The organism is uncultured Nostoc sp. (genome assembly GCF_964247315.1).
Classification (GTDB): Bacteria; Cyanobacteriota; Cyanobacteriia; order Cyanobacteriales; family Nostocaceae; genus Nostoc.
Map to the genome: position 1 here is coordinate 1 of NZ_CAXTTT010000111.1, position 25,019 is coordinate 25,019.

Here is a 25,019-nt window from a genome sequence, read left to right on the forward strand (position 1 = left end):
GCAAACTCGCGAATAGTCTGGATTCTTTTATTTTTGCCAAATTGGGATGCTCCCAGATCAAGTAGTTCCTTTTGGGAGGTCAATGGATGAATATATAAAAATATTCAATTTAACAAATGCGGATTTAAATAAAAGAATCATTGGGATTGGGGATGGCCCAGCAAGCTTTAATGCAGAAATGACTCATCAGGGTAAAAGTGTTATTTCTGTTGATCCACTGTACCAATTTTCCAGTGATGAAATATTGCAAAGATTTAATGAAGTGGTAGATTACATCATTAATCAAGTTAAGGCTACATCAAATGATTGGGTATGGAGCTATCATAAATCCCCGGATGATTTGCGGCACAATCGAGTCAAAGTTATTCGAGAATTTTTGTCTGATTATGAGACTGGCAAAAAGAGCAACAGATACAGAGTCGGTGAATTGCCAAAATTGGCTTATAATAATCAAGAGTTTGATATAGCTCTTTGTTCGCATTTATTATTTTTATATTTAGACCATCTCGATTACGATTTTCACTTAAATTCAGTAAGTGAAATGTTGCGTATTGCTAAAGAAGTTAGAATATTTCCCCTGATAACTTTAATGTGGAAATATTCACAACATTTAGATGAAATAGTTAAATATTACACTTCAAAAGGTTATAAGATAGATATTGAAAAGGTTGAATACGAACTACAGCCTGGTGGAAATAAAATGTTGAAGATAACCAGAGATTTTAATGTAATTCGTAATTCATAATTTGTATGCAAGTTGATATCCAAGAAAACTTTGGCAATGCGATCGCTTTGCTGGTATATATTTAATATGCTCCAGCGTAGTTCGGTGCGGTTGCTAGTCTTTAGGTCGTCTCAGAGTCATCCGGTGCTTCACCAAGGGTCTGCTGTGCAGCGTGATGGATATGAAGAACACGCACTGTCGATATTTCTTGTCCTGCCAAAATTGTGAAAATTATTCGGTATGAGTTGCGCCCTCGACCGTAAAGTATCTGGCGAATTTCTTGGCTAAAATAATCATTTTCTCTAGCTAGAGAACATCGGCTTGGCATTTGCGATAAAGATTCAATGACTTGGAGTAATCCTGCATACCACTGACTTGCTCTTTCAAAAGAAGTAAGTTGAGACAACTGCAAAAATGCGCTGTCTGCTTCTGCTTGAGCAACACTAGAGATATCAATCCGGTATTTCATGAATCGGTTGGCAGATTGTACTTGCGACGCTGCTCATCAGCAAAATCATCAAATGAACGGAATCTACCTGCTTCAAAGTCTTCTAATCCTTGCTGAATACCCTTAATAGCTGCTTCCGAGTCTTCTACCTCCCACTCTAGGACAGCCTCTAGCAATTGTGCTGCAACGAAACTAACATCTTGTCCTTGCTGTGCAGCTTTCTCGCGCAGTCGTAGTTCTAATTCTGGGCTAAGGGAAACAACGATCGCCATAATCAGATATTTTGTGGAAGGTTTATAGATACGATTTTATTTCAGAATATCTGATAAAGCTGCGTAGGCGTAGCCAGCCGTAGGCATCGCTCTGGGCACTATCGCTTAGGCTGTCACCATTGACCGTACTGAATCAGGCGATGCTGGCTCAAAATGTAACACCATAATTTGCTCTGGGCGTAAACCGACAGATTCATAAGTGCGTCCATTGCGTAGGCGTAGCCCGCCGGAGGCATCGCTAAATTCAACCTCAAATGCAGCGCCACCAGCTAATAATTCTACTACTGTACCAACTTGACCACGGTACAGGTTGTATTCAGGTAGATCAACTGTCAGCGCTACTACATCCAGCAAGTCAATTTTAATTTTATTCATACTTCATCGCTTTCGTGCAGGCAAGGAACCCCTGAAATCTCCGCCGTCCCAATCAGATCCATCAAGCCAGCCATCATCTTCAGCATCCCACAACAACATATATGCAAGTAACAAGGTATTGATAAATCGCTCTACAGGAATTTCCCAATGTCTAGGCATCTTGTCTAATTGCACTTTTGTTATTGAATTCGATGATGTAAAACATTGCAACACATCATCGTGGCTACAAGACCATCCAGAAATGAATTTATCAAAATAAGGTTTATATTTCTCTGTCGGATGAGGTTTCTTAAAGTTAGTAAAGCGAACTTCTTTAAAGAAGTTTAGTTTTAGACCAGCAACAAGCCCATCAGAATCTTTACCATCAATATAGTAATAAAGTGAAGTACCTTGACCATTAAAACTGCGAGCAGCACGAATAATTCTAGGATTGACGAAATCATCTCCCTCGAAATCTGCAAGAACATCCTTTATTGTCATATAGACCGTATTCAGTACTCAAGTATTATTCTTAGGGTTCCCCAACTAGAACAAAGCGTTACATTATGACATGAACAATATTTATAAAAAGGATACGGTTCGGTTTATTTACCTGATTATCACTTGGCGATGCCAAGCTGCTTAGAATAGTAATGATAGAGAGGATTGTAATTATGAGCGTCGTCATTCCTAATGAAATATTAACCGCAACTCGGATGACTGAAGGCGAAATGAAGCAGGAAATTGCAGTGATGCTCTTTCAAAAAGAAAAGTTAACCCTTGCTCAAGCCAGTCGGTTTGCAGGTATGAATCGTATAGCATTTCAGCATCTACTCGCAAGTCGTCAAATTTCAGTGCATTATGGGGTCGAGGATTTTGAACAAGATATAGAAAACTTGCGGGCGATGGGTAGACTGTGATCATTGTCAGTGATACTTCGCCCATTAATAACCTCGCCGCCATTAACCATCTTCATTTACTACAACAGCTTTATGGAACAGTCCTAATTCCTGAAGCTGTCTACCGAGAACTGACTGATCCCAACTTTCCAGTTGCAGGTGCAATTGAAGTCCAAACTTTTATCTGGATTCAAACTCGTCCAGTTCCAGATCGTATATTGGTTGAAGCACTCAGCAATGAACTGGATATTGGTGAAGCTGAAGCGATCGCTCTAGCGCTGGAAATGAAAGCAGATCAAGTTTTGATTGATGAACGTCGTGGTCGCATGGTTGCAGCTATGCTAAATCTTGGTTACACAGGGATTTTAGGGATCTTAGTTGAAGCTAAAAGTCAAAGGCTGATTTCTGCTGTGAAACCTTTGTTGGATGCTCTGATTAACCAAGCAGGATTCTGGCTGGCGGAACCTTTATACAAGAGGGTTTTGCAGCTAGTTGATGAAAATTAAATCTGGCATAGACTTTCTAACTGAGCAGCAGTAGGCATTCTGAAAATTTTTCACCTATTAACCATTCTAGCAAGTGTTTGCGCTTAATTTGCCAGTGATACTTCCCCCATCAATAACCTCACCACCACTGTACTAAGTTTCTTTTTACTCTGATTAAAATTTTCGCCAGAAGTCTATTGACTTCTAGTAAATATATTGAGAAGCTAATAGTTAGATTTACTAATTAATAGAAGTGCATCAAACTTGTGACAATACTGACGGGAAAAATAAATCGATCACAACCTCCTAGCAAACCAAAAGCGTTAATTTTGGAAACTCAGGGACTCACACGCCGTTTTGGGAAGTTAACCGCAGTTAATAATCTGAGCATATCTGTGGAACAGGGCGAAGTATTTGGATTGCTTGGCCCCAATGGCGCAGGGAAAAGTACAGTTCTTAAAATGTTGACAACCTTAGTGCCTATCAGTGCAGGGAAAGCAACCTTAGCTGGCTATGACGTGACTCGTCAACCCAATCCTGTGAGACGGGCTATCGGCTATGTCCCCCAGGCGCTCTCTGCTGATGGTAGTCTCACGGGTTACGAAAATCTCTTAATCTTCGCCAAGCTGTATGGAATACCTGCCAAAGGACGCGATCGCCGCATTTATGAAATTCTAGAATACATGAGTTTGCAAGATGCGGCGAAACGCTTGGTACGTAACTACTCTGGTGGGATGATTCGCAAGCTGGAAATTGGCATATCAGTTCTACATCAACCCCAAATTCTGTTTCTTGATGAGCCGACTGTTGGATTAGATCCCATCGCTCGAACTCAAGTATGGCACCTTGTACTACAACTCTGTGCTGATTACGGCACAACTATATTTTTAACAACCCACTTTTTAGAAGAAGCCGATAGCTTATGTAACCGAGTGGCGATTATGCAGCAAGGTGAGGTCGTTACCACAGGCACACCAACCAACTTAAAAGCTTCTTTAGATAACCTAAATGCAACTTTGGATGATGTCTTTATTCACTATACAGGCGACCAGTTAACATCAGGAGTGAACTACCGTGACACAGCAAGAACCAGACGTACTGCTCAACGGTTGGGTTAAAGCACCACCCACTGTCGGAGTAAATTTAATCTCTGCAATTAAAGAGCTAGTTACGAAAACCCTGGCGATCGCAGAATTGGAAATACGTAAACTCCGCCACGATCCCACTGATTTAGTAGTTCGAGCTGTGCAACCAACCTTATGGCTCCTAATCTTTGGGCAAGTTTTTGCCCGCACTCGCGTGATTCCTACAGGAAACTTACACTATTTGGACTTCATTTCTGCTGGCATTTTGGCTCAGAGTATTTTGTTTGTGGCAATTTTTAGTGGTGGAATGACGCTAATCTGGGAGCGAGATTTAGGGATCGTACATAAATTTTTAGCTAGTCCCACGCCCAGAATGGCAATGGTGTTGGGCAAAGCCTTGGCATGTGGGGTGCGATGCTTATCTCAGGTAGTATTCATTTACGGATTGACATTTCTATTGGGTGTCAAACTAAATCTTCATCCCTTAGCTATCCTCCAAGTACTAGTGGTAGTCATGCTGGGGGCGGGAACATTTTGTATTTTTTCATTAATTATTGGCTGTTTGGTAAAAAGCCGAGAAAGGATGACAGGTATTGGACAATTGATAACCATGCCGTTATTTTTTGCTAGCAATGCCATCTATCCGATTTTGTTGATGCCCAGTTGGTTAAAGTTCATTTCCCATTTCAATCCCTTGACTTATGAGGTTGATGCCTTACGTGGCACCATGCTGTTAAATGGTACTAGCATCTATGGCTTTGGTCTGGATTGTACAATTCTCTTATTAACATTAATAATTTTGGCGATCATTGGTGGAAAACTTTATCCACGGGTGGCCATGTAATCAGGAGAACAACAAGCCCATGACCTTGGATAAACCTAATCAAGGTGCAACTTCCGATGAATGTGCCGCTAGAGTAATGGAGACAGTTCCATTAGTGATGCGGTTTATCCGAGCGGATATGCGTGCCCATAGTGCTGCCTTTTTATCTATACCTCAGTTGCGATCGCTTGCATTTATCAACCGTAATCCTGGTGCTTCATTATCTGACCTGGCAGAGCATTTAGGTGTCACCTCTGCTACAGCATCAGCAACCATAGAACGCTTGGTACAACGCGACTTCGTGCAACGCATCGCTCATCCTCAAGAGCGGCGGCGGGTGCTGCTCAATTTAACTGAAGATGGAAAACATCATCTCAAGCAATCCCAAGATCAAACTCGCGCTCATATTACCGACTTGCTGAAAGGTCTTACAGAAGACCAAATTTCCAATATTGAAGAAGGCTTAACTCTACTAAAAAATGTCTTCGAGAAAACAGAACTCAAAGCCCCATAACTCTGAAGTTGCACAGCACGATCCCTTTGCAGCCTTTAAGTTTCGAGACTATCGGCTATTTACCATTGGACGGCTGGTACTGTCCGTGGGATCGCAAATGCAAACTGTAGCTATCGGCTGGGAACTCTATGAGCGGACTAACTCAGCGATAATTCTAGGTGGTGTGGGACTGGCGCAAGTATTGCCAATGATTGCTCTCACCTTGATTACCGGACATGTGGCTGATCGCCGCGAGCGCAAACTCATCATGTTACTGTCAGTGATGCTGCTAGCTCTCTGTTCGCTAGCTTTGGCAGTGCTTTCTTATACTAAAGGTGCAATTTTTCTAATTTACGCCTGCTTGGTATTAACAGGTGTCGCTAGAGCATTCCTCAGACCAGCGAGTGATGCTCTGATGTGGCAGTTGATACCTGTGAGTGCGTTTACCAATGCAGCAACTTGGAATAGTAGTAGCTTTCAGTTAGCCGCAGTTATCGGCCCAGCCTTCGGAGGATTTGGGATTGCACTGTTGGGAAGTGCTACAGGAGTGTATATAGCAGCAGCGATCGCCGCGTTGCTATGTTTGATTTTAACAATACCGATTAAAGAGCAAAAAACTATCCGCACAACTGAGCCAATCTCACTCAAAGCCCTTGCCGCTGGTGCTAAATTTGTCTGGCAGAATCAGTTGATTTTAGCAGCGATTACATTGGATATGTTTGCTGTATTGTTGGGTGGTGCGATCGCGCTCCTCCCGATCTTTGCCAAAGATATTTTACATGTGGGACCAGTGGAATTAGGATACCTACAAGCAGCCCACTCCATCGGTGCTTTGACTATGGCCATTACCCTGGCGTATTTACCACCGTTACGTAAAGCCGGCCCAGCCTTATTGTGGTCAGTAGTTGGCTTTGGGGTTGTAACAATTATCTTTGGACTTTCTCATTCCTTTTGGCTGTCTATGTTAATGCTGATCCTTGGTGGCGCATTAGATAGTATTAGCGTTGTGATTCGCCATACATTAGTTCAAATCAGAACACCGGATCATTTACGTGGTCGGGTTGCTGCTATTAATAGCGTGTTTATTAGTGCCTCGAATGAATTAGGGGGCTTTGAATCAGGCTTGACTGCTGCTTTATTTGGCCCGATAATTTCCGTTGTGGGTGGTGGAATTGGCACAATTGTAGTAGTGATTGCTACAGCTATGATTTGGCCGGAAATTCGCAAGTTAGGGGCTTTGCAAGAGTATAAGTAGAAGTACTTATATATTAGACATCAGATAATAAAAATCCCACTTCAGTAAGAGATAACAATCACAATCTTGTAGCTTTCATATCGGTGGGATTTCTGTTTATCGAAAGTTGCACATTGCGTAATCAAAAAGTAAACAAAAAAGAACACTACTGTCACTAAATCGAAAAGTTTTACAAGAGTCTTACCAACCATTTACTTTATTCATTTTAGTTAGAGAAGATCATTTACTGAAATCTTTATGGCTATTATTGTTACTCAAACTCAACTTCAAGAGTTGCATCCAGGCGATCGCACATATATTATGCTACTGATTGGGATATAGAAGATTCTGATTAGCGACAAAATAGGCTGGAAACAACTCCTAGCAATACGTTGTAGGAGTTCTGTTATCCGAAAATTTATTCCTTCAGGATTTTAGAGATTTTTTACTTGCAGTTATATACAAATGTTCTCAAGTAAGTTATCATTCTCATGATGATTTGATAGTAATTATAATTAATAAGTTTATTCATGCTTTTTCCCTTTTTGATCATGTTCCGAGAGGGCGTTGAAGCTGCGCTTGTCGTGGGTATCATTGCCAGTTATCTCAAGCAAACTGGTCGTACCCATTTGATGAAGTCAGTCTGGCTCGGAATTGTACTAGCGACTTTTGTATGTCTAGCAGTGGCGATCTTCTTGCAAATAACCAGTCAAGATTTTCCCCAACAAGAACAGGAATTATTTGCAGGTGTAATTTCCATCGTGGCGGTTGGGGTTCTCACCTGGATGGTTTTCTGGATGCGCCGTGCTGCTCGTTCGATTAAAGGTGAGTTACAGTCCCAAGTTGAAGCTGCCATTCAATCGGGTGATAAGGGAGGTATAGCACTAGTGGGGATGGCATTCTTTGCGGTACTGCGGGAAGGTCTGGAAACAGTAGTGTTTCTGCTGGCCACGTTTCAGCAAAATTTGGGAATTCAAGCTCCTGTGGGGGCATTGTTTGGATATGCAGCCGCAGTAGCCGTCGGTGTAGGCATCTATCAGGGTGGTATCCGCATCAACTTGAGGCGATTTTTTAAATGGACAGGAGCCTTCATTATCCTGGTTGCTGCTGGACTGTTAGCAAGTGGGGTGAGAGCCTTTCATGAAGCGGGAGTGTGGAATTTATTGCAAACAGTGGTATTTGATGCTAGTGGGATACTTCCCAATAACGGGTTTGTTGGTTCACTTTTGGCAGGATTTTTTGGCTACAACGATGCCCCTACTGTAAGTGAGGTCATCGTTTATTTTGGCTATCTAATTCCTACCATGCTGCTGTTCTTGTTAGGCGGTAACGCTAGACAGAAGACTACCGCAAGTCATTCCTAGCAACTTCAATAATTTTTAGGAAAATACAACAATGAAAAATTTTTTAAAGCACTCAACAATTATCTGTCTGATTGCCTTGACAGTAGCTGCCTGTGAATCTAATAAATCAAGTGATACTTCTGGGAGTAATTCTCCAGAAGCTAAAACTGTAGCTAACGATACTTCTGCTACCAATTCTACGGAAACTGCTTTGACTGTGACAGATAAAGGTTGCGAACCCAATCAGCTGACAGTAGCATCTGGGCAAAACAGTTTTGTAATTACCAATAAAAGCAGCCAACCTTTGGAGTGGGAAATTTTGTCTGGCGTGAAAGTCGTAGAGGAACGAGAAAATATTGCTCCTGGCTTTGTTCAGAAAGTCAAAATCAATCTAGAACCAGGTGAGTATGACATGGGTTGCGGTTTACGCAGCAATCCCAAAGGAAAACTTAGTGTAAAACCTGGACTTGGAGATTCTCAAGCCAAAGGGACTGTAGATCAAGGTCAATTAGTCGGTGCGATCGCAGAGTACAAAGTCTACGTTACTAAAGAAACTGACCAACTGGTGGCAGATAACAAGACCTTTACGGATGCTGTGATTGCTGGCGACCTTGCTAAAGCTCAGAAACTCTATGCCTCTACCCATGTCCACTGGGAACGCGCAGAACCGATAGCTGAACTTTTCTCCGACCTCGATAAAACAATGGATTCCCGTGCTGATGACTTTGCCAAAAAAGAGGCCGATCCAGAATTCACTGGATACCATCGCATAGAGAAAGCTTTATTCCAAGACAAAACGACAAAAGGCATGAAACCCTTTGCCGAAAAGCTACAGAAAGATGGACTAGAGCTACAAAAGCGCATTGCCACCTTGACCATTGAACCGAAAAATATGGTTGGTGGCGCTGCTGGCTTGATTGAAGAAGTGGCTGCTACCAAAATTTCTGGAGAAGAAGACCGTTACAGCCATACTGACCTCTGGGACTTCAGCGCTAATGTAGATGGTTCCCAAAAGATTGTGAACTTATTGCGCCCCGTCATCCAAAAAGCTAACCCCGATCTACTGACGCGTGTAGATAGCAATTTCACCAAAGTTAACGAAAAACTTGCTAAATACAAAACCCCTGATGGTGGTTTTGCTACCTACGACAAGGTGAGTGAAACAGACAAGAAAGACATGAAAACAGCCATCGCTGCCCTTTCTGAAGATTTGTCTCAGTTGCGCGGCACTTTGGGCGTTAACTAATTGATGAAGAATTCCTAGAGGAGTAAATTATGTCCATTACAAAGCAACCAAGTTTACGCATTACTCCCCGCATCAGCCGTCGTGACTTGTTAATCGGTATGGCAGCAGCAGGTGGAGTAGCAGCTTTAACAACTTTGGGTTATCGTACTCTTCTGGGAACTACTCTTGACCCATCTGAAGAGATCGTGCCGTTCTTTGGGCTTCACCAAGCAGGTATTCTTACCCCTACTCCTGCTGCTGGGTTGATGGTCGCATTTGATATAACTGCCACCAATAAAGCAGATTTAGTGCGGTTGTTCAAAACTTTAACTGAGCGCATCCAGTTTCTCATGGCAGGGGGAACACCCAAACCGCGCGACCCTAAATTTCCCCCCAGTGATTCGGGAATTATGGGGCCGGAAATCGCTCCCAATAACCTGACAATTACCCTATCTGTGGGTAACTCACTGTTTGATAACCGCTTTGGACTCGGCAACTTGAAACCCAAGCGGTTAGACACTATGCCCAATTTTTTCAATGACCAGCTTGACCCAGATTTATGTCATGGGGATATACTGTTGCAATTCTGTGCGAATACTGAGGAATCGAATCTTCACGCTTTACGCGACATCATTAAGAATTTGCCTGACTTGATAACTTTGCGTTGGCAAATAACGGGATTTCTGCCGCCGAATACCCACAAAAAACAAGGCAAATCTACGGTGCGTAACCTGCTTGGTTTTAAAGATGGTACGGCAAATCTAAATGCTAGTGACGACAAATTGATGAACCGGATTGTCTGGGTACAACCAAACAGTGGTGAACCAGCTTGGACAGTAGGAGGAAGTTATCAAGTGGTGAGGATAATCCGCAATTTAGTCGAACGCTGGGATCGCACACCACTACAAGAACAAGAGACAATTATTGGGCGCAATAAGGACTCTGGCGCACCTTTGGGAATGAAGCACGAGAAAGATATTCCCAATTACGATCGAGATCCTAAAGGTCAACAAATTCCTCTAAATGCTCATATCCGCCTTGCTAATCCTCGCAAATCAGAGTCGAGTTTGATTCTACGGCGTGGTTTCAACTATTCACGTGGGTTTGACAAATCTGGACAGTTAGATATGGGTTTGTTGTTTGTCTGTTTTCAAGCTGATTTAGAGAAAGGGTTTGTGACAGTGCAAAATCGTTTGAAAGGAGAACCTTTGGAAGAGTATATTCGCCCTATTGGTGGTGGATATTTCTTTGCTTTACCTGGTGTTAAGGCTGAAGGAGGTTATCTCGGTCAGTCATTACTAGAAGCATCAACAGTGTAGATTTATCTTTAATTTTTAATTTTTTGACGGTGGTTAGCAGGTTGTAATCACAAAAATTCTGCAAAAGCGATCGCATCACTTGCAGATTTACCACCTGCGATCGCAGGTGCTTAAGATTGGCTCAAAACAATTTTAGTTATGATGGTAGGTAGATATCGGCCTTGTTTCTCAGCCACAATATTGAATACTAGATCGTTTTCATCGATGACCATGATGAGCAATAACCTTGCGATAGACGCTGTAAAGGGTTTTAATTTAGGAGACTTAGATGAATAAGCAGTCGCCTTTTGTAGAAACTGAAGGATTGCTCTTGTATAAACAAGAGTGCAAGACTCCAGAATTTTTAAACTCATCTTTTTGCATACATTTATTTGGTGAACTAGTTGTCATAGATCACTATGTACTGTTGTTTCCTGATTCAGAAACTCTTACAGACTATGCTAAAGCTCTGATCAACTATGATGCCAAAATCACCGAAGGACCAGGAAAATGGCCTGATGATTTTTGTCCAGAGCAAAACCTATTGCCTAAAGATGCTAGCATGTACTTTCTCTCAGCCTCAATGCCGTCAGGTATGATTTTGGTACTGCTTGCGCCTAACGCACCAGATGAAAAGATTGCTAGCTTATTCCAGGAACAAGGTTTTAATACTGTCCATCACGTTGCCATTCTTGTTGATGATATTTATACAGCAGCAGAGGTGTGGCAAAACAAAGGCTTTATTCCTCTATCTATGACTCCTCAAGAAGATGGCTTCTTATGCCAATGGTTTTTCCGCAACTGGGCAGGACAAATTATAGAGCTAATCTGCCGCCAATGGATGGGTAAAGAAACTTTTTCCTGCGAGAATATCGCTGGTTTACGCCTTTCAGAATTGGCAGCCTAAATTTATAATTCGTAATTCGTAATTCGTAATTCGTAATTATTTGGTCAAGTATACTCCCGGCGACGGTGGTTAGCAGCTTGTAATAACAGAGATTCTGCAAAAGCGATCGCATCAGTTGCAGATTTACCACCAGCTAACTGCGCTAGTTCTTCTCTGCGGGTGTTTAAATTATCCAAAGTTGTCACTCTGACAACGGTACGCTGTTCGGCGTTGTCATTGTTGGCTTTTTTACCTTTGCCTTGATTAATAGTTTGCTTGTCTACGCGAAAATGCCGATCGGCCATTGCCGCAACTAAAGGTTGATGGGTAACACATAATACTTGGTTGCGTTGACTTAGCTGGTATAACTTTTCCGCGATCGCTTGGGCTACCCTTCCCGAAACTCCAACATCAATTTCATCAAATACCATTGTCCCAACCACGTCAACCTGAGAAAAACAAGCTTTCAGCGCCAGTAAAAAACGGCTCATTTCGCCACCAGAGGCAACTTCTGTTAAAGGTTGCAGTGGTTCGCCGGGGTTAGAACTAAATGTAAAGGTAATTTTGTCTGCTCCCATCGCAGTTGGGAAAGCTGGTAATATTTCAACCAGAAACTTTACCTTTTCCATCGCTAGGGGCTTGAGTTCAGCTATCAAACGTGATTCTAAATTAGCAGCCGCCTTACTCCGCAATTGAGTTAACTGATTACTTGCTTGGGTGAGTTTTTCAAAACACGCCTTTTCTTGCTGTTCTAAGTTTTCGATAGATTGTTCGCTGTCGTTAAGTTGGGCTAATTCTGCTTGGATACGTTGGTAATAAGCGATCGCTTCTGTAAGTGTCGGCCCATACTTGCGGCAAATTTGCTTTAACTCCCGAATTCGTTCTTCCACCTCTTCCAACCGTTGGGGATCGGCTTCCAAACCATCTCCATAAGCATTAATCTGCCTTCCCACTTCCATTACCGCAGCTTGCGCGTCCCGCACCAATTCCAATAGATGTTGTAGTTGGGTATCGTATTCCACCATGTCATTTAATGTCGCCTCACTGTCTCCCAATAAATCTGCTGCGGCGGGAGTTTCATGATCGTTTTGATACAAAGCCTGATAAACTTTGTAACTCATTTGTTGTAAATCGACGACATGATTCAGGCGTTCCCGTTCTTGTCCCAACTGTTCCAATTCATTAGGCTCACTGAGATTGGCTGCTCCCAGTTCTTGCACTTGATAAGTGAGTAAGTCGAGTTGTTGCAACCGTTCCCGTTCTGATGTCCGGCGTTTTTCTAGTGCTAAATGCGCCTGTTGGTAACTACTAAAGCTCGTGGCAACTTTATGACGCTGCTGCATTAAGGAGTCGCCGCCATACAAATCTAACCAGTCGCGGACTTGGGCAGATTGTCCAACTTGTACCGTTTGACCTTGGGCGGTAATTTCCACCAAGCGATCGCGCATTCCTCCCATGATCTGCCGATTTACCAACACACCATTCACCCGCGATCGACTGCGGACATTACTCGCAGTGGCTGTGATTTCTCGGCTAATGACTACAGAATTTTCATCAAGCAAATCTATTTCTTGTTCGGTCAACCAAGCCGCTAGGGGGGCGTTTGAGGTGAAAGTAGCTTCTACCATTGCCCGACTTGTCCCCGTGCGAATGACTCGACTAGAGACTTTACCGCCCAAAGCGGCATCAATGGCATCCAAGATAATAGATTTTCCAGCGCCGGTTTCACCTGTTAACACATTTAGTCCCGCGCCAAATTCCAATTCCAATTGGTCAATTAGGGCAAAGTTTTCGATTCGCAGGCAAAGCAACATCAAGCCAAATTCTCCATGAGGGCAGATGCCAGATACTTCTAACTTACAAGACAATAAATATGATCTTTCAGCAACTAGCAATACCTACTACTATTGAACTAGTATGCCCGTTTAAGTGTAGCAGACCTATTAGTACTAAGGAGTAGGTGGAGCAGAGAAAGATCAGGAAGAAATAACCAATGCCCAATGCTCCATTCCAAATTCCCAATTTCTAAACATATTGTTACAATACTTAATGTGATCGTTCTGACTGGTGGCTTTCTTCATGATTGTTAAGACACTTCCCCCTAGTTCCCGACCGATTCAGGAGGACAGTCGCAACGGCACAAATCGCCGAGGCGACGAACTGGACGTTATTGATGTAATACCAGAAGATGGTACAAGCTTAGTTGTACGCTCGCCAAGCCTTTTAGCAGCTCAAAAAGCGAGGACAACAGCCCAACCTGAAACGCTTTACGATCCCGTGGGTATAGCGGCGCATTACCAAAGTAGAAAAGTGCAAGTTTTACGGCGGATTTTTGCCGTATTGGGGCCGACTCTATCCTTTGTTTTTGGCTTGTGGTCGGATAGTAAACGGGGAATTGTCGTCAAAAATGACCGCCGCCGAGCCACTCAGCTACGAGTATTGCTAACCCAATTAGGGCCTGCTTACATCAAAATTGGACAAGCTTTGTCCACCAGACCGGATCTCGTTCCTCCCGTATACCTAGAAGAATTAACAAAACTACAAGACCAATTACCGCCTTTTGCCAACGAAATTGCTTACCAGTTTATCAAAGAAGAATTAGGCGCACCTTCAGAAGAGGTTTACGCCGAACTCTCGGCCCAGCCAATTGCTGCGGCTTCATTGGGGCAAGTGTATAAAGGTAAGCTAAAAACTGGCGAAGAAGTCGCCGTAAAAGTTCAACGCCCCGACTTAAGAGAGGGGATTACTATTGACTTGTATATCTTGCGTAACCTCGCCGCCTGGGTGCAAAAAAAGGTTAAACGGGTAAGAAGTGACTTAGTTGGGATTCTCGATGAATTAGGCGATCGCATCTTTGAAGAGATGGACTACATCCACGAAGGTGAAAATGCCGAGCGATTTTTTGAGCTATACGGTCATATAAAAGACGTATACGTACCGAAAATTTACTGGGAATACACCAATCGTCGCGTCTTGACGATGGAGTGGATTAACGGCACCAAATTAACCCAAACAGAAGAAATTAGCGCCCAAGGCATAGATGCTCGTTATCTAATTGAAGTGGGTGTACAGTGTTCCCTGCGCCAGCTGCTAGAACATGGATTTTTCCACGCCGATCCCCACCCTGGTAATTTGTTAGCGACAACCGATGGCAAATTGGCTTATCTCGACTTTGGAATGATGAGCGAGATTAAGCCACCACAGCGTTATGGATTAATTGAAGCGATCGTCCACGTCGTCAACCGCGACTTTGAAGGATTAGCAAAAGACTACGTGAAGTTAGATTTCTTATCACCAGAAACTGATTTAACACCAATTATCCCAGCTTTTGCCAGAGTTTTTGCTGATGCCCAAGGAGCCAGCGTTGCCGAACTCAACATAAAAAGCATCACCGATGAACTATCAGCTTTGATGTATGAGTATCCTTTCCGCGTACCGCCCTACTACGCCTTAATTATTCGCTCCCTTGTGACGCTCGAAGGTATTGCAATATATATAGATCCAAACTTTAAAGTTCTCAGTGAAGCTTATCCCTACGTTTCTAAACGCCTGTTAACAGACCCAGCACCGCAATTAAGAGCATCATTGCAAGATTTGTTATTTAAAGATGGTAGATTTCGCTGGAATCGCTTAGAAAACTTGTTAAAAAATGCGCGTAATAGTCAAGACTACGACTTTAATTTAGTGCTGAATCAGGGGATAGAATTTCTGTCATCTGAACGCGGTGCTTTTATTCGTGACAAGCTAGTAGATGAATCTGTTAACGGACTCGATGCTTTAGGTAAAAATATTTTGCATAACTTTACCTCCTTGTTGCGAGAACGGGTAGGATTGACAGCAGTTAATAAAACTCCAGCGGCTACAGTTGAGCAACAACAAACCTTGGAGCATATCAAACGTATATTAGGTATTCTCCGAGAAACAAGAGGCTTTGATCCAGTGCAACTTGCATCCCAAATTGCCCAGTTATTGGTAAATTCTGATGTACAACGTTTAGGTCAACAAATTGCCAACCGCTTCACGCAAAAAGCTATAGCCAGGTTAATTAGGCAATTATTGGCATCCTAGTAAAAGTTATGAGTTAAAAACTTTATTTAACTCATAAACCATTCATTCTAGCAACTATATGACCCAACTTTTCTAGCTTTTCTAAGACCTTAGTTGCACTTTGAGCAACGCTTTCCTGGTGAGTTTTGCATTCGACTTCAGGACAGAGTGGTATTTCATAAGGATCGTCAATACCAGTGAAGTGCTTAATTTCCCCTGCTCTTGCTTTTTTATATAACCCTTTTACGTCTCGTTGTTCACAAACTTCTAATGATGCGTTGACGTAAACTTCAATGAAAAATGGAGTAATTTGGCGCACTTCTTCCCGAATTTGACGGTACGGTGAAATAGCTGAAACCAATACAATCACATTATTTCTGGCAAGAAGTTGAGCTACAAAACCAATGCGCCGAATATTCTCCACTCGATCCTCTTTACTGAAACCCAATCCTTTGCATAGGTTTTGACGTACCGCATCACCATCCAGAACTTCAACTCTGTATCCTTGTATCCGCAGTTCCTTCTCCACGAATTGACAGATAGTAGTTTTACCTGCACCACTGAGACCAGTGAACCATACTGTCACACTACACTCTTGTTGTCTCATCCTACTTTCGTCGTACATTTTAAATGGCACACCAAAAAAGTGTTTTTTAGGTATTTGTGGGTCAAATAAATAGTAATTTTATTTTTATAATCCTTTTTTAGCAAGAATTCCAGCCATTGCAAGGCAGCTCGTGTTAGCATTACTACTCTTAGCTGCTTTGTCTATAGGACAATCCCTGCCTGGTAATGCGCTCATGTCTTAAGGGTAATGCCCAAGTACCAGCATCTTCAGGTATCCAAGCAATCGTACTATATCCCTGACCAACAGCAATCGGTTTATTTTCTACAATATTGCTACAACAATGTTCATAAGTCCTCTCTTGAAGTGTTCGCACATCTGGGCGAGGCCAATTTGTGTGGTCGCCTGCAACTATTGGACGTTTCTGCGTTGGTATCTGTTTGGATGTACAACCACATCAGGTTCTGCCTTTGCGGTCTACCATCTTGCAGGGATTCATAAATACTCGGCCATTTTCGGCGAAATACTGGGCTGAGGGAAAAGTCCGCCAGGCTGTAGGCATTGCGGGTTAACAACACAGCATCTGTCAACTCAAACGTTGTATCACGGGCTTTTCCCAAATGTTTGTAAGCGGCTTGACGAAATGCTTTAAGTCTGGCAAGTTTCATTTTGGTAGCTGAGAGTTGGTAGTTCAACTTTAGTGTTTCTACCAATGGGTGGTGTATTCAATCACACCCCTTTTTTTCTTCTGAATCTAGCTTTTTTAGTTTAAACGCCAATCCAAAGTACCGGAGGTTCATCGCTTACAACGCACTCAAGGATGCTTGAGCCTACGGAATGCGATGCCTGCGCCTAGCGGAGCGATCGCATCCTTGAGTGGCCTGGGGTTAGTTCAAGCGTACTATGAAGACCCTACTCAAGTTTTGGGTGGGTACGCTTGCACGCGATTTTGTCACCGACATCCCTCTACCCTGGCAAAAACCAAAACCCAAGCTGAGTCCCGGACGAGTCGCTCAAGTGATCGCAGAAGTTTTTGCGGCAATTGGAACACCTTTTTGCTCTTTTCCAAGACAGAATTCGCACTAAGTCAATCTCAGAATACTACGCTTAATGCCAGCTTGTTCCGACTTGGTACCAGTGCGACAACAGCAAGCGATCGCTTTATCTACGATCAAACGACAGGTAATCTTTTCTTTGACGCAGATGGAATTGGTAAGGCTGCACAAGTTCAAATTGCTCAGTTCTCGAATCAGGCAGTGCTTAGTAGTGCAAATATTACTGTCATTGTCTAACGAAAGCTAACTATGGCAAGTATCTAGATATTACCCAGTCAGAGATAGATCAACTTTTACTGGATAATCTGTGATAAATACACACTTGAGTGCAACACAACTGCAAACTTTTAACTTTCCTCTTGGGAATAACCGTTTTTCTCGCGTTTAAGGCTTTCTTCTAAGGCTTGAATTTGTTCGCGTCTGGCTTCCAACTCTAAGGAACGCCTTGCTAAGTCTTGGTTTTGCAACGTCAGGGATTGTCGCCAATGTTCTGCTCGCTCGGCTTCGTGCTGCAAAAATTCTGGAGTAATGCCGATGGTGAGGTAGCTTTCTACCAGATGCAGTACCCAGTTGGTGGCGTCTTCTATTCTTTCAATGTCGCCTGTAGGAGAAAGTTCCACTAGAACAAGCAAGTTCTCACTCATGCTCTTTCCCTTTCCAAGCAGAATGAAAGCCTCTTCGGGAATTATCGCCCACAAGTTATCAGCTTCTTGACGCGCCAATAAGCGTAACTGGTGCTGGTCTAAAAAATCGTTTTTACGCACCTGGGCTAGATATAGCATGAGGGTCGCTTCGCTCCAATTAAAAATTAAAAATTAAAAATTAAAAAATTTAATATAATAATAAGTCCCAGAATTGATATTTGGATCTTGTTAATTGGTAATGGGTAATTAGGAATTATTGAGACTCCCATTACCCATTACAGTTATCCTAAGCCACGCAAACGATACCTACGGCAACGCCTTCAGACGCACGCGCAAAATTTCAGCTTGCTTTTGTGCTTCTGCTAACGCATCCCGCGCTCCCTGTACCACATCAGCCCTAGCTCTATCTACGAAACTAGGATTGTTTAATCTGGTACTCAGAGACTGAATTTCTGCTTCAGCTTTACTCAAGCTTTTTTCTAGCTTGGCACGTACAGCTTCAATATCTACCACACCGTTTAGAGGAATTAGCACTTGTATTGTACCAATTACACCTGCGTAGACGCTTTGCGGCTTGCCGTTAGGCATCGCATTTTCTGGTTCTTGTGGTTGTTCTAATTCTTGCTGCGGGAAAAAGCGTCTCCATAACCTAAGTCTTGCTTGAGCAGTGAGTAAATTTTGGCTAACAAACCACGCTGTGTAACCAAAACCAACTAGTTCAAAGAAAGTTCCGACGATGGGAGTCTCCTCAATCGCATACCCCACAGCTAAACCCACTCTACCAAAGACAATGGCCACGATAATTAAGCCAATTGTCTTCAAACCCCTCTGAGGTTTTTTAGCAGCAACACTTTGGTTTTCTTGCTTGTCAGTAATGGTTAAAGTCTCAACCTTAGCTAAATCTTTAATGTAATCTTGTCCAGCAGTGAGAATTTCCCGCTCCTTCTCGCTTTCAGTTTGCAAATTCGCCGTTATTTTTACCCCTGGTTTAATATCCGCTTCAGCCCGCAAATTCCGAATTGTGCGGATAGTAGCAATCAGTAATTCAAACTGTTCCTCTAAAGATTGATCAATAAGATTTGCATCTACCTGGGGATAGATTTGTAACGGTAAAGTTTGGGGGGAATCTGCTGATTGTTGCGTGAGAGTCTGCCAAATTTCTTCGGTAATATGAGGCATGAAGGGATGAAGCAGTTTCATAATCCCTTCCAATATGTAGCCGAGGGTTTGCTGTGCTACCCGCCGCGATGCTGGATCGGCATCTGCTTGCAATCTGGATTTCACTAGTTCAATATACTGATCGCAGAAATCACCCCAGATGAATTCGTAGAGTCCTTTTGCTGCTTCCCCTAAACCGTAATTATCGATGTAATTGGTGGTTTGTTTGATAACTTGATGATACCGCGAGATAATCCAGCGATCGCTCAATTCTGTAGCTATTGGATTCCCTAATTGTTGCGGCGTTTGTCCATCCAAATTCATCATCACAAACCGGGCAGCATTCCACAACTTATTTGCAAAGTTGCGGGATGCCTCTACCGATGCTGATTCATCCTTTTTGCGATCGTATTCTAATCGGATATCTTGACCCGCACCAGCCACTTCCCTAATTAGGGTATACCGCAGGGCATCAGTACCATATTTGTCAATTAATAACAACGGGTCAATGCCATTACCTTTGCTCTTTGACATCTTCTGACCTTTTTCATCCAGCACTAAGCCGTGGATGTAAACTGTTTGGAAAGGTATTTGACCAGTAAAATGCCCACCCATCATGGTCATTCTGGCTACCCAGAAAAAGATGATGTCAAAGCCTGTCACCAAAGTGGTAGTTGGGTAGTAAGTCGCTAAATCTTGAGTTTGTTCCGGCCAGCCCAAAGTCGAAAACGGCCAAAGTCCAGAAGAAAACCAAGTATCTAGCACATCTGGGTCTTGTTCTAACTTGACATTTTCACCAAATTGCGCTTTAGCTTTCTCCCAAGCTTCAGTTTCCGATTTCGCCACGACAAACGGCGTGTTATCGGTAATTTGCCCATCGGTTTCACTGATAGCGTACCAAGCCGGAATTTGGTGTCCCCACCATAATTGGCGAGATATGCACCAATCATTGAGTTTTACTAGCCAATCACGATAAACCTTTGTCCAGCGTTGAGGGACAAACTCCGGTGAATTTTGCTGGTCGAGGAATTCGAGAGTGTTGTCAGCTAGGGGGCGAATTTTGACAAACCACTGAGTTGAGAGGAGGGGTTCAATGGGTACTTTACCGCGATCGCTGTAGGGAACGGTATGCTTATAATCTTCTATCTTGACCAAAAAGCCATCTGCTTCTAGACGAGAAACCACATTTTTTCTAGCAACAAAGCGGTCTTGTCCTTGAAACTCCCCAGCGTTGGTGTTAAGAGTGCCGTCTTTATTCATAATGTTGATCAACGGCAGATTGTGACGCTTACCCATGTCAAAATCGTTCGTGTCATGGGCGGGAGTTATTTTCACGCAACCCGTGCCGAAAGTGGGATCAACATATTCATCGCCAATGATCGGAATTTCTCGTTGTAGAATGGGCAGAGTTAGAGTTTTGCCGATGAAATGTTTGTAGCGATCGTCATTGGGATTAACTGCTACAGCTGTATCGCCCAGCATCGTTTCTGGTCGAGTTGTCGCCACCTCCACAAAACCGGAACCATCGGTGAGGGGATAGCGGAAGTGCCAGAGATTTCCATTCACCTCTTGATTTTCTACTTCTACATCAGACACAGCCGACTGAGAAGCGGGACACCAGTTAACTAAATATTCACCACGATAAATTAAGCCTTCCTCGTAAAGACGAGTAAACGCCTCGACAACAGCTTTAGATAAACCCTCATCTAGGGTAAACCTTTCCCGTGACCAGTCCACCGAGACACCCAAGCGTCGTAGCTGATTCAGAATTGTTCCCTCAGACTCCGCCTTCCATTGCCAAGCGCGTTCTAAGAATTTTTCGCGCCCCAATTCGTAGCGAGTCTTACCCTCTGTCTTGAGTTGCTTTTCCAGCATACTATGCACAGCGATGCTGGCGTGGTCAGTTCCCGGTAGCCAGAGGGTATTACGTCCCTGCATCCGGTGGTAGCGCACGAGGGTATCAATTAAGGCACTTTCAAAAGCGTGACCCATGTGTAAGCTGCCGGTGACATTCGGTGGGGGAATGACGATGCAGTAGGGTTCGCCGCCTTTGTTGGGGTCAGCTTTGTAAACTTGGTTGTCTTCCCAGAATTTTTGCCACTTGGCTTCGGTGGAAAAGGGGTCGTAGAGACTGGGGAGATTGGGGATGGTTGCGGTCATGCGGGAAAACTAAGGAAGGACTCTAATAAATTTTGCCACAGGGTTGGAGAGAGGGTTTATATGGAAACGAACCGCAAAGGACGCAAAGTACGCAAAGGAAGAGGAGGAAGGTAAGATGAGGCAACCAAGTGTTCAGTTAGAAAAGTTAGCTTATAGGGTGATTGGAGCGGCGATTGAGGTACATCAGGTACTAGGAGCGGGGTTTTTAGAGGAGGTTTATCACAAGGCACTCAGAGAAGAATTTCTGATTCGCGGAATACCTTATGAGTTTGAGCATCCAGTAAAAGTACACTACAAAGGTCGTTCAGTAGGGGAAGGCAAATTAGATTTTTTGGTTGGAGACTCTCTAATTGTTGAATTGAAAGCTGTCCAAAACTTAACCCCCATTCACGAAGCCCAAGTCCTCTCCTACCTTAAAATGACTCATTACCCCCTCGCTCTCCTAATCAACTTTAACGTCCCTCTCCTCAAAGACGGCATCAAACGCATCATACTCTCTTCTTAATCTTCTTAATCTTCTTTGCGCTCTTTGCGTCCTTTGCGGTTCGTTCCCCAAACCCATGAAACACCAAACAACCTCCCCTTGGACATTCATCCCCACCCTATATTTCACCTCCGGCATACCTTACATCATCATCAACACAGTTTCCGTAATCTTCTACAAAAAGCTCGGAATAGATAACACTCAAATCGCCTTGTGGACAAGTTTTCTCTATCTACCTTGGGTCATCAAAATGTTTTGGGGGCCAATTGTCGATATTTATTCTACCAAACGTAAATGGATACTTTATACCCAATTTGCCATGTTCTGCTGCTTGGGTTTGATAGCCTTCTCATTACAACTGCCAAATTTCTTTTTCATTTCCCTCGCAACATTAACAATAGGAGCATTTATTTCTGCAACTTATGACATTGCTACAGATGGCTTCTACCTCCTCGCCTTATCTCCAGAACAACAAGCCTTCTTTGTTGGCATTCGCTCACTGTTTTATAGAATGGCTGTTATCTTCGGTTCAGGAATATTAGTAGTCTTAGCAGGTCAGCTTGAAGTATCACTTAATAATATTCCTTTAAGCTGGACTATAGCTATTGACTTCTCATCTCTAATTTTAGCAATCCTGTTTATTTTTCATCGCCTATTTTTACCCTTACCTGAGTCAGATAACAAACAACAGCTACAAACTACAGAAAAGATTCCTTTTTGGTCAATCATTAGCTCATATTTTGCTCAAGATAAAATTATAAACATTTTAGCATTTATCTTGCTCTACAGACTTGGCGAAGCAATGCTTGTCAAGATAGCCTCTTTGTTTTTATTGGACAAACCAGAAGTAGGTGGTTTAGGGCTATCAACATCAGATGTCGGATTAGTCTACGGTACATTTGGGGTAATATCCCTAATCTGTGGAGGAATTTTAGGAGGCTTACTAATTTCTAGATATGGATTAAAAAAATGTCTATTTCCTATGGCTTTAGCATTGAATTTACCTGATGTATTTTATGTGTATATGGCTTACAGCAAGCCTTCACTAACATTAGTGTATCCCTTAGTTTCCTTGGAGCAATTTGGCTATGGTTTTGGATTTACAGCTTTTAGTGTTTATTTAATGTATATCTGCCAAGGTGAATATAAAACTTCTCATTTTGCTATTTCCACTGGCATTATGGCTTTAGGGATGATGTTACCCGGATTAGTTAGCGGTTATCTGCAAAAAGCTTGTGGCTATCCATTATTTTTTATCTTGGTTTGTTTGTTAACTATTCCTGGGATGATTGCTCTGTTTTTTATACCTTTAAAAGAAGAACCGAAGCGTCAAAATAATTAACATTATTACAGATCATGAATTATGTTTTGGGAATAGATGGCGGCGGTAGCAAGACTGTTTGTGTCTTAATAGATGATTCGTGTCAAGTGCTAGGTCGTGGTGAAGCAGGCCCATCTAATTATCAGAGTATAGGTATCGAAGCCACTCTACAATCTATTCAATCTGCAATTCACAATGCGGTTGAGGCAGCAATAATTACAAATACTGTGAATATTGACGCGATATGTCTGGGTTTAGCAGGTGTAGGTCGTGCAGTAGATATCGAAGTAGTAAAAGGTCTAGTACAAGAGTTGCAAAATAACAAATTGCCTATTATTTGGGCATTACAGCCAGCCAATATTATAATTTGTAACGATGCTTTAATTGCTTTAGTTGGTGGAATTGGTCAGCCTGTAGGAATCGTGGTTGCAGCAGGTACCGGTTCGATAGTTGTCGGCCGAAATCAGCAGGGACATACTAAGCGAGTCGGCGGCTGGGGGTATATTCTAGGAGATGAGGGTAGCGCCTATAAAATTGCGATCGCAGGCATGAATGCAGCATTAAAATCTTCTGATGGACGGGAAATATCAACAAGTTTGCTAGAAGGTTTTAAACAGCATCTTGATTTGGAAAATATAGAAAATTTAATAGAAGTAATATATCGGCGAGAATGGGGAGTTAAACAGATAGCGGCTTTAGCACCAATTGTAGATTTTGCAGCAGCGTCAGGTGATATAGTAGCGAATAGCATAATTGATGATGCTGTCAAAGAGTTAGTAAAAGCTACATCTACAGTAATTGATGCAATTTTTACTGCCGACTCAGTTTTAGAAGTAGTCACAACAGGAAGTGTGTGGCGGGGTAGATGCAAGATGCATGAAAGATTTGCAGCGTCTCTTGTTAAGAAGTTTCCTGAAGTAAAGGTGATTTTTCCGAGGTATGAACCTGCTTATGGTGCTGGTTTGTTAGCGTTGCAGACAACTCAAATTTGACGGGCTACTAAATAATAGGAGTTTTCAGTCTGCAAATATGCGCCCTAAGAAAGTTACTATTTCAGACCAAGCTGCGGTGGTAGCACTAGAATCATAACGATAACCGTCGTCGCGCATGAATGTATGTTCTGCTTCATACAAAAAAACTTGGTGAGGTATGTTAGCATTCTCAATTGCTTTTATTATAGTTTGGCGATCGCTCTCTGGTATATGAGGGTCAAGAGTACCAAATACCATTAGCATCTCGCCTTTAATTTCACTTACCCTTTGGATTGTATCGGCTACCTCTTTACCTAGTTTGCCACTGGGAATACCAGTAGGGTAACAGCAGACACAAGCCCGAATTTCGCTTTTAAATGCGGCGCGGAAAGCTAAATGTCCACCAATACAAAAGCCGAGAGTGCCTATTTGATTTGGAGAAACCGCACTCTCTGTTTTCAGAAATTCAATCACAGCATGGCAATCGGCATCATAATCAGCTACCGAGGTTCGACGCGCATCGTCATTACCCCGCATCCTTCCCAGATCGTCTGGCTCAATTACTAAACCAACTGGCTCAATTCGGTGAAAAATTTCTGGGGCTGCTACTACATAGCCGTATCCTGCTAAGTAGTTAGCTAGACGAATCATTGGATCACCTAACTGATAAATATCACTGTAGAAGACAATACCAGGGTATTTTCCTGCTGCTTTGGGAGCCGCAACATAAACACGCATTAAGCTGCCATCTACTCTTAACTCAAGATTGCGCTTAGTGATTTGCACTTTTTTGTCTCCGTGTTACGCTTGCTGTTATTAAAGCAGCCTACTGCCGTCAGGCATTCATCTGCATTTATAAAATACCCGAAGGTTTTTCCAGAATCAGGATAGGCTACTAACTGTCAATGAAAGAAAGCAATGGCGTTGCATATTTGCGGGATGATTTTGTTAGTTTTGTGAGACGGGCAACATGAGCGTCCCTGGTATTAAAGGGGGGGCAATTTTAACACCCAATAAAAAAAAAAACAAAATTGAATTAAACCAA

Annotated in this window: 26 protein-coding genes; 16 read left to right on the plus strand and 10 right to left on the minus strand. The window is 42.7% G+C overall.

The features are described 5' to 3' along the window. Positions 1 to 82 precede the first annotated feature (82 nt). On the plus strand, positions 83 to 745 hold the full coding sequence (locus tag ACFE93_RS26635; RefSeq protein WP_375477806.1) for an SAM-dependent methyltransferase: 663 nt from the start codon (positions 83 to 85) through the stop codon (positions 743 to 745). Between the two features lie 100 nt (positions 746 to 845). Here ACFE93_RS26635 and ACFE93_RS26640 read toward each other — a convergent pair whose 3' ends face one another. The 4 genes from ACFE93_RS26640 to ACFE93_RS26655 form a co-directional block, all read right to left on the minus strand. Next, the gene (locus tag ACFE93_RS26640) at positions 846 to 1,193 is read right to left on the minus strand and encodes a type II toxin-antitoxin system RelE/ParE family toxin (protein WP_375477808.1); all 348 of its coding nucleotides are present in this window, start codon (positions 1,191 to 1,193) and stop codon (positions 846 to 848) included. Next, on the minus strand, positions 1,190 to 1,444 hold the full coding sequence (locus ACFE93_RS26645) for a hypothetical protein (protein WP_375477810.1): 255 nt from the start codon (positions 1,442 to 1,444) through the stop codon (positions 1,190 to 1,192). Before ACFE93_RS26645 ends, ACFE93_RS26640 begins: the two co-directional genes overlap by 4 nt. A gap of 105 nt (positions 1,445 to 1,549) precedes the next feature. Then, positions 1,550 to 1,819: a DUF4926 domain-containing protein gene (locus ACFE93_RS26650; RefSeq protein ID WP_375477812.1), complete on the minus strand. Its 270-nt coding sequence runs from the start codon at positions 1,817 to 1,819 to the stop codon at positions 1,550 to 1,552. 3 nt (positions 1,820 to 1,822) lie between these two features. Then, entirely contained in the window at positions 1,823 to 2,299 is a 477-nt protein-coding gene (locus tag ACFE93_RS26655; protein ID WP_375477814.1) for a hypothetical protein, read from the minus strand. A gap of 173 nt (positions 2,300 to 2,472) precedes the next feature. On the opposite strand from ACFE93_RS26655, the gene ACFE93_RS26660 reads away from it, so the two are divergent. The 10 genes from ACFE93_RS26660 (at position 2,473) to ACFE93_RS26705 (ending at position 11,590) form a co-directional block, all read left to right on the plus strand. Then, positions 2,473 to 2,718, plus strand: a complete 246-nt coding sequence (locus ACFE93_RS26660) for a UPF0175 family protein (protein WP_334770116.1) — start codon at positions 2,473 to 2,475, stop codon at positions 2,716 to 2,718. Further along, positions 2,715 to 3,203, plus strand: coding sequence for a DUF3368 domain-containing protein (locus tag ACFE93_RS26665; RefSeq protein ID WP_375477817.1), 489 nt, complete (start codon positions 2,715 to 2,717; stop codon positions 3,201 to 3,203). Before ACFE93_RS26660 ends, ACFE93_RS26665 begins: the two co-directional genes overlap by 4 nt. A 245-nt stretch (positions 3,204 to 3,448) precedes the next feature. Continuing rightward, on the plus strand, positions 3,449 to 4,300 hold the full coding sequence (locus ACFE93_RS26670; RefSeq protein ID WP_375477819.1) for an ABC transporter ATP-binding protein: 852 nt from the start codon (positions 3,449 to 3,451) through the stop codon (positions 4,298 to 4,300). Then, complete coding sequence (locus ACFE93_RS26675; protein ID WP_375477821.1) at positions 4,257 to 5,111, plus strand: ABC transporter permease; 855 nt, start codon at positions 4,257 to 4,259, stop codon at positions 5,109 to 5,111. Before ACFE93_RS26670 ends, ACFE93_RS26675 begins: the two co-directional genes overlap by 44 nt. 19 nt (positions 5,112 to 5,130) lie before the next feature. Next, positions 5,131 to 5,604: a MarR family winged helix-turn-helix transcriptional regulator gene (locus tag ACFE93_RS26680; RefSeq protein WP_375477823.1), complete on the plus strand. Its 474-nt coding sequence runs from the start codon at positions 5,131 to 5,133 to the stop codon at positions 5,602 to 5,604. Then, positions 5,570 to 6,838: an MFS transporter gene (locus ACFE93_RS26685; protein WP_375477825.1), complete on the plus strand. Its 1,269-nt coding sequence runs from the start codon at positions 5,570 to 5,572 to the stop codon at positions 6,836 to 6,838. Before ACFE93_RS26680 ends, ACFE93_RS26685 begins: the two co-directional genes overlap by 35 nt. A gap of 509 nt (positions 6,839 to 7,347) precedes the next feature. Further along, complete coding sequence (gene efeU, locus ACFE93_RS26690) at positions 7,348 to 8,181, plus strand: iron uptake transporter permease EfeU (RefSeq protein ID WP_375477827.1); 834 nt, start codon at positions 7,348 to 7,350, stop codon at positions 8,179 to 8,181. Between the two features lie 31 nt (positions 8,182 to 8,212). After that, entirely contained in the window at positions 8,213 to 9,406 is a 1,194-nt protein-coding gene (gene efeO / locus ACFE93_RS26695) for an iron uptake system protein EfeO (RefSeq protein WP_375477829.1), read from the plus strand. A gap of 29 nt (positions 9,407 to 9,435) precedes the next feature. Next, positions 9,436 to 10,704, plus strand: a complete 1,269-nt coding sequence (gene efeB / locus ACFE93_RS26700; protein ID WP_375477831.1) for an iron uptake transporter deferrochelatase/peroxidase subunit — start codon at positions 9,436 to 9,438, stop codon at positions 10,702 to 10,704. A gap of 268 nt (positions 10,705 to 10,972) precedes the next feature. Then, positions 10,973 to 11,590, plus strand: coding sequence for a VOC family protein (locus ACFE93_RS26705; protein ID WP_375477833.1), 618 nt, complete (start codon positions 10,973 to 10,975; stop codon positions 11,588 to 11,590). Between the two features lie 44 nt (positions 11,591 to 11,634). Here ACFE93_RS26705 and recN read toward each other — a convergent pair whose 3' ends face one another. Then, the gene (recN, locus tag ACFE93_RS26710; protein WP_375477856.1) at positions 11,635 to 13,383 is read right to left on the minus strand and encodes a DNA repair protein RecN; all 1,749 of its coding nucleotides are present in this window, start codon (positions 13,381 to 13,383) and stop codon (positions 11,635 to 11,637) included. Between the two features lie 265 nt (positions 13,384 to 13,648). On the opposite strand from recN, the gene ACFE93_RS26715 reads away from it, so the two are divergent. After that, positions 13,649 to 15,637, plus strand: a complete 1,989-nt coding sequence (locus ACFE93_RS26715) for an ABC1 kinase family protein (RefSeq protein WP_375477835.1) — start codon at positions 13,649 to 13,651, stop codon at positions 15,635 to 15,637. A 31-nt stretch (positions 15,638 to 15,668) separates the two neighbouring features. Here the strand turns inward: ACFE93_RS26715 and cysC are convergent, their stop codons facing one another. Further along, positions 15,669 to 16,241, minus strand: coding sequence for an adenylyl-sulfate kinase (gene cysC, locus ACFE93_RS26720; protein WP_375477837.1), 573 nt, complete (start codon positions 16,239 to 16,241; stop codon positions 15,669 to 15,671). Positions 16,242 to 16,528: 287 nt separating this feature from the next. Beyond that, on the minus strand, positions 16,529 to 16,849 hold the full coding sequence (locus ACFE93_RS26725; protein WP_375477839.1) for a hypothetical protein: 321 nt from the start codon (positions 16,847 to 16,849) through the stop codon (positions 16,529 to 16,531). Positions 16,850 to 17,023: 174 nt separating this feature from the next. On the opposite strand from ACFE93_RS26725, the gene ACFE93_RS26730 reads away from it, so the two are divergent. After that, positions 17,024 to 17,473, plus strand: coding sequence for a hypothetical protein (locus ACFE93_RS26730; RefSeq protein WP_375477841.1), 450 nt, complete (start codon positions 17,024 to 17,026; stop codon positions 17,471 to 17,473). Between the two features lie 110 nt (positions 17,474 to 17,583). Here the strand turns inward: ACFE93_RS26730 and ACFE93_RS26735 are convergent, their stop codons facing one another. Continuing rightward, the gene (locus ACFE93_RS26735) at positions 17,584 to 18,018 is read right to left on the minus strand and encodes a hypothetical protein (protein WP_375477843.1); all 435 of its coding nucleotides are present in this window, start codon (positions 18,016 to 18,018) and stop codon (positions 17,584 to 17,586) included. A gap of 168 nt (positions 18,019 to 18,186) precedes the next feature. Continuing rightward, positions 18,187 to 21,198 (minus strand): valine--tRNA ligase, encoded by a 3,012-nt coding sequence (locus ACFE93_RS26740; protein ID WP_375477845.1) that lies wholly within the window; start codon positions 21,196 to 21,198, stop codon positions 18,187 to 18,189. A gap of 115 nt (positions 21,199 to 21,313) precedes the next feature. On the opposite strand from ACFE93_RS26740, the gene ACFE93_RS26745 reads away from it, so the two are divergent. Genes ACFE93_RS26745 through ACFE93_RS26755 form a run of 3 tightly spaced genes read left to right on the plus strand, consistent with a single transcriptional unit; the run spans position 21,314 to position 23,995 of the window. Further along, positions 21,314 to 21,703, plus strand: a complete 390-nt coding sequence (locus ACFE93_RS26745) for a GxxExxY protein (RefSeq protein WP_375477847.1) — start codon at positions 21,314 to 21,316, stop codon at positions 21,701 to 21,703. Between the two features lie 55 nt (positions 21,704 to 21,758). Beyond that, complete coding sequence (locus tag ACFE93_RS26750; protein WP_375477850.1) at positions 21,759 to 23,024, plus strand: MFS transporter; 1,266 nt, start codon at positions 21,759 to 21,761, stop codon at positions 23,022 to 23,024. Between the two features lie 14 nt (positions 23,025 to 23,038). After that, positions 23,039 to 23,995 carry an N-acetylglucosamine kinase gene (locus tag ACFE93_RS26755; protein ID WP_375477852.1) on the plus strand — a complete coding sequence of 319 codons (957 nt, stop codon included), beginning with the start codon at positions 23,039 to 23,041 and terminating at the stop codon, positions 23,993 to 23,995. A gap of 24 nt (positions 23,996 to 24,019) precedes the next feature. Here the strand turns inward: ACFE93_RS26755 and ACFE93_RS26760 are convergent, their stop codons facing one another. Then, on the minus strand, positions 24,020 to 24,760 hold the full coding sequence (locus ACFE93_RS26760; protein WP_375477854.1) for a dienelactone hydrolase family protein: 741 nt from the start codon (positions 24,758 to 24,760) through the stop codon (positions 24,020 to 24,022). Positions 24,761 to 25,019 lie beyond the last annotated feature (259 nt).

Excerpts from the sequence above, each read along its gene's own strand:
- ACFE93_RS26740 (WP_375477845.1), bottom strand. The coding sequence starts at position 21,198 with ATGACCGCAACCATCCCCAATCTCCCCAGTCTCTACGACCCCTTTTCC.
- ACFE93_RS26655 (WP_375477814.1), bottom strand. The coding sequence starts at position 2,299 with ATGACAATAAAGGATGTTCTTGCAGATTTCGAGGGAGATGATTTCGTC.
- ACFE93_RS26705 (WP_375477833.1), top strand. The coding sequence starts at position 10,973 with ATGAATAAGCAGTCGCCTTTTGTAGAAACTGAAGGATTGCTCTTGTAT.
- efeU (WP_375477827.1), top strand. The coding sequence starts at position 7,348 with ATGCTTTTTCCCTTTTTGATCATGTTCCGAGAGGGCGTTGAAGCTGCG.
- ACFE93_RS26735 (WP_375477843.1), bottom strand. The coding sequence starts at position 18,018 with ATGCTATATCTAGCCCAGGTGCGTAAAAACGATTTTTTAGACCAGCAC.
- recN (WP_375477856.1), bottom strand. The coding sequence starts at position 13,383 with ATGTTGCTTTGCCTGCGAATCGAAAACTTTGCCCTAATTGACCAATTG.
- ACFE93_RS26640 (WP_375477808.1), bottom strand. The coding sequence starts at position 1,193 with ATGAAATACCGGATTGATATCTCTAGTGTTGCTCAAGCAGAAGCAGAC.
- ACFE93_RS26635 (WP_375477806.1), top strand. The coding sequence starts at position 83 with ATGGATGAATATATAAAAATATTCAATTTAACAAATGCGGATTTAAAT.
- cysC (WP_375477837.1), bottom strand. The coding sequence starts at position 16,241 with ATGTACGACGAAAGTAGGATGAGACAACAAGAGTGTAGTGTGACAGTA.
- ACFE93_RS26730 (WP_375477841.1), top strand. The coding sequence starts at position 17,024 with ATGCCTGCGCCTAGCGGAGCGATCGCATCCTTGAGTGGCCTGGGGTTA.
- ACFE93_RS26645 (WP_375477810.1), bottom strand. The coding sequence starts at position 1,444 with ATGGCGATCGTTGTTTCCCTTAGCCCAGAATTAGAACTACGACTGCGC.
- ACFE93_RS26660 (WP_334770116.1), top strand. The coding sequence starts at position 2,473 with ATGAGCGTCGTCATTCCTAATGAAATATTAACCGCAACTCGGATGACT.
- efeO (WP_375477829.1), top strand. The coding sequence starts at position 8,213 with ATGAAAAATTTTTTAAAGCACTCAACAATTATCTGTCTGATTGCCTTG.
- ACFE93_RS26650 (WP_375477812.1), bottom strand. The coding sequence starts at position 1,819 with ATGAATAAAATTAAAATTGACTTGCTGGATGTAGTAGCGCTGACAGTT.
- ACFE93_RS26685 (WP_375477825.1), top strand. The coding sequence starts at position 5,570 with ATGTCTTCGAGAAAACAGAACTCAAAGCCCCATAACTCTGAAGTTGCA.
- ACFE93_RS26750 (WP_375477850.1), top strand. The coding sequence starts at position 21,759 with ATGAAACACCAAACAACCTCCCCTTGGACATTCATCCCCACCCTATAT.
- ACFE93_RS26715 (WP_375477835.1), top strand. The coding sequence starts at position 13,649 with ATGATTGTTAAGACACTTCCCCCTAGTTCCCGACCGATTCAGGAGGAC.
- ACFE93_RS26725 (WP_375477839.1), bottom strand. The coding sequence starts at position 16,849 with ATGAAACTTGCCAGACTTAAAGCATTTCGTCAAGCCGCTTACAAACAT.
- efeB (WP_375477831.1), top strand. The coding sequence starts at position 9,436 with ATGTCCATTACAAAGCAACCAAGTTTACGCATTACTCCCCGCATCAGC.
- ACFE93_RS26680 (WP_375477823.1), top strand. The coding sequence starts at position 5,131 with ATGACCTTGGATAAACCTAATCAAGGTGCAACTTCCGATGAATGTGCC.
- ACFE93_RS26745 (WP_375477847.1), top strand. The coding sequence starts at position 21,314 with ATGAGGCAACCAAGTGTTCAGTTAGAAAAGTTAGCTTATAGGGTGATT.
- ACFE93_RS26755 (WP_375477852.1), top strand. The coding sequence starts at position 23,039 with ATGAATTATGTTTTGGGAATAGATGGCGGCGGTAGCAAGACTGTTTGT.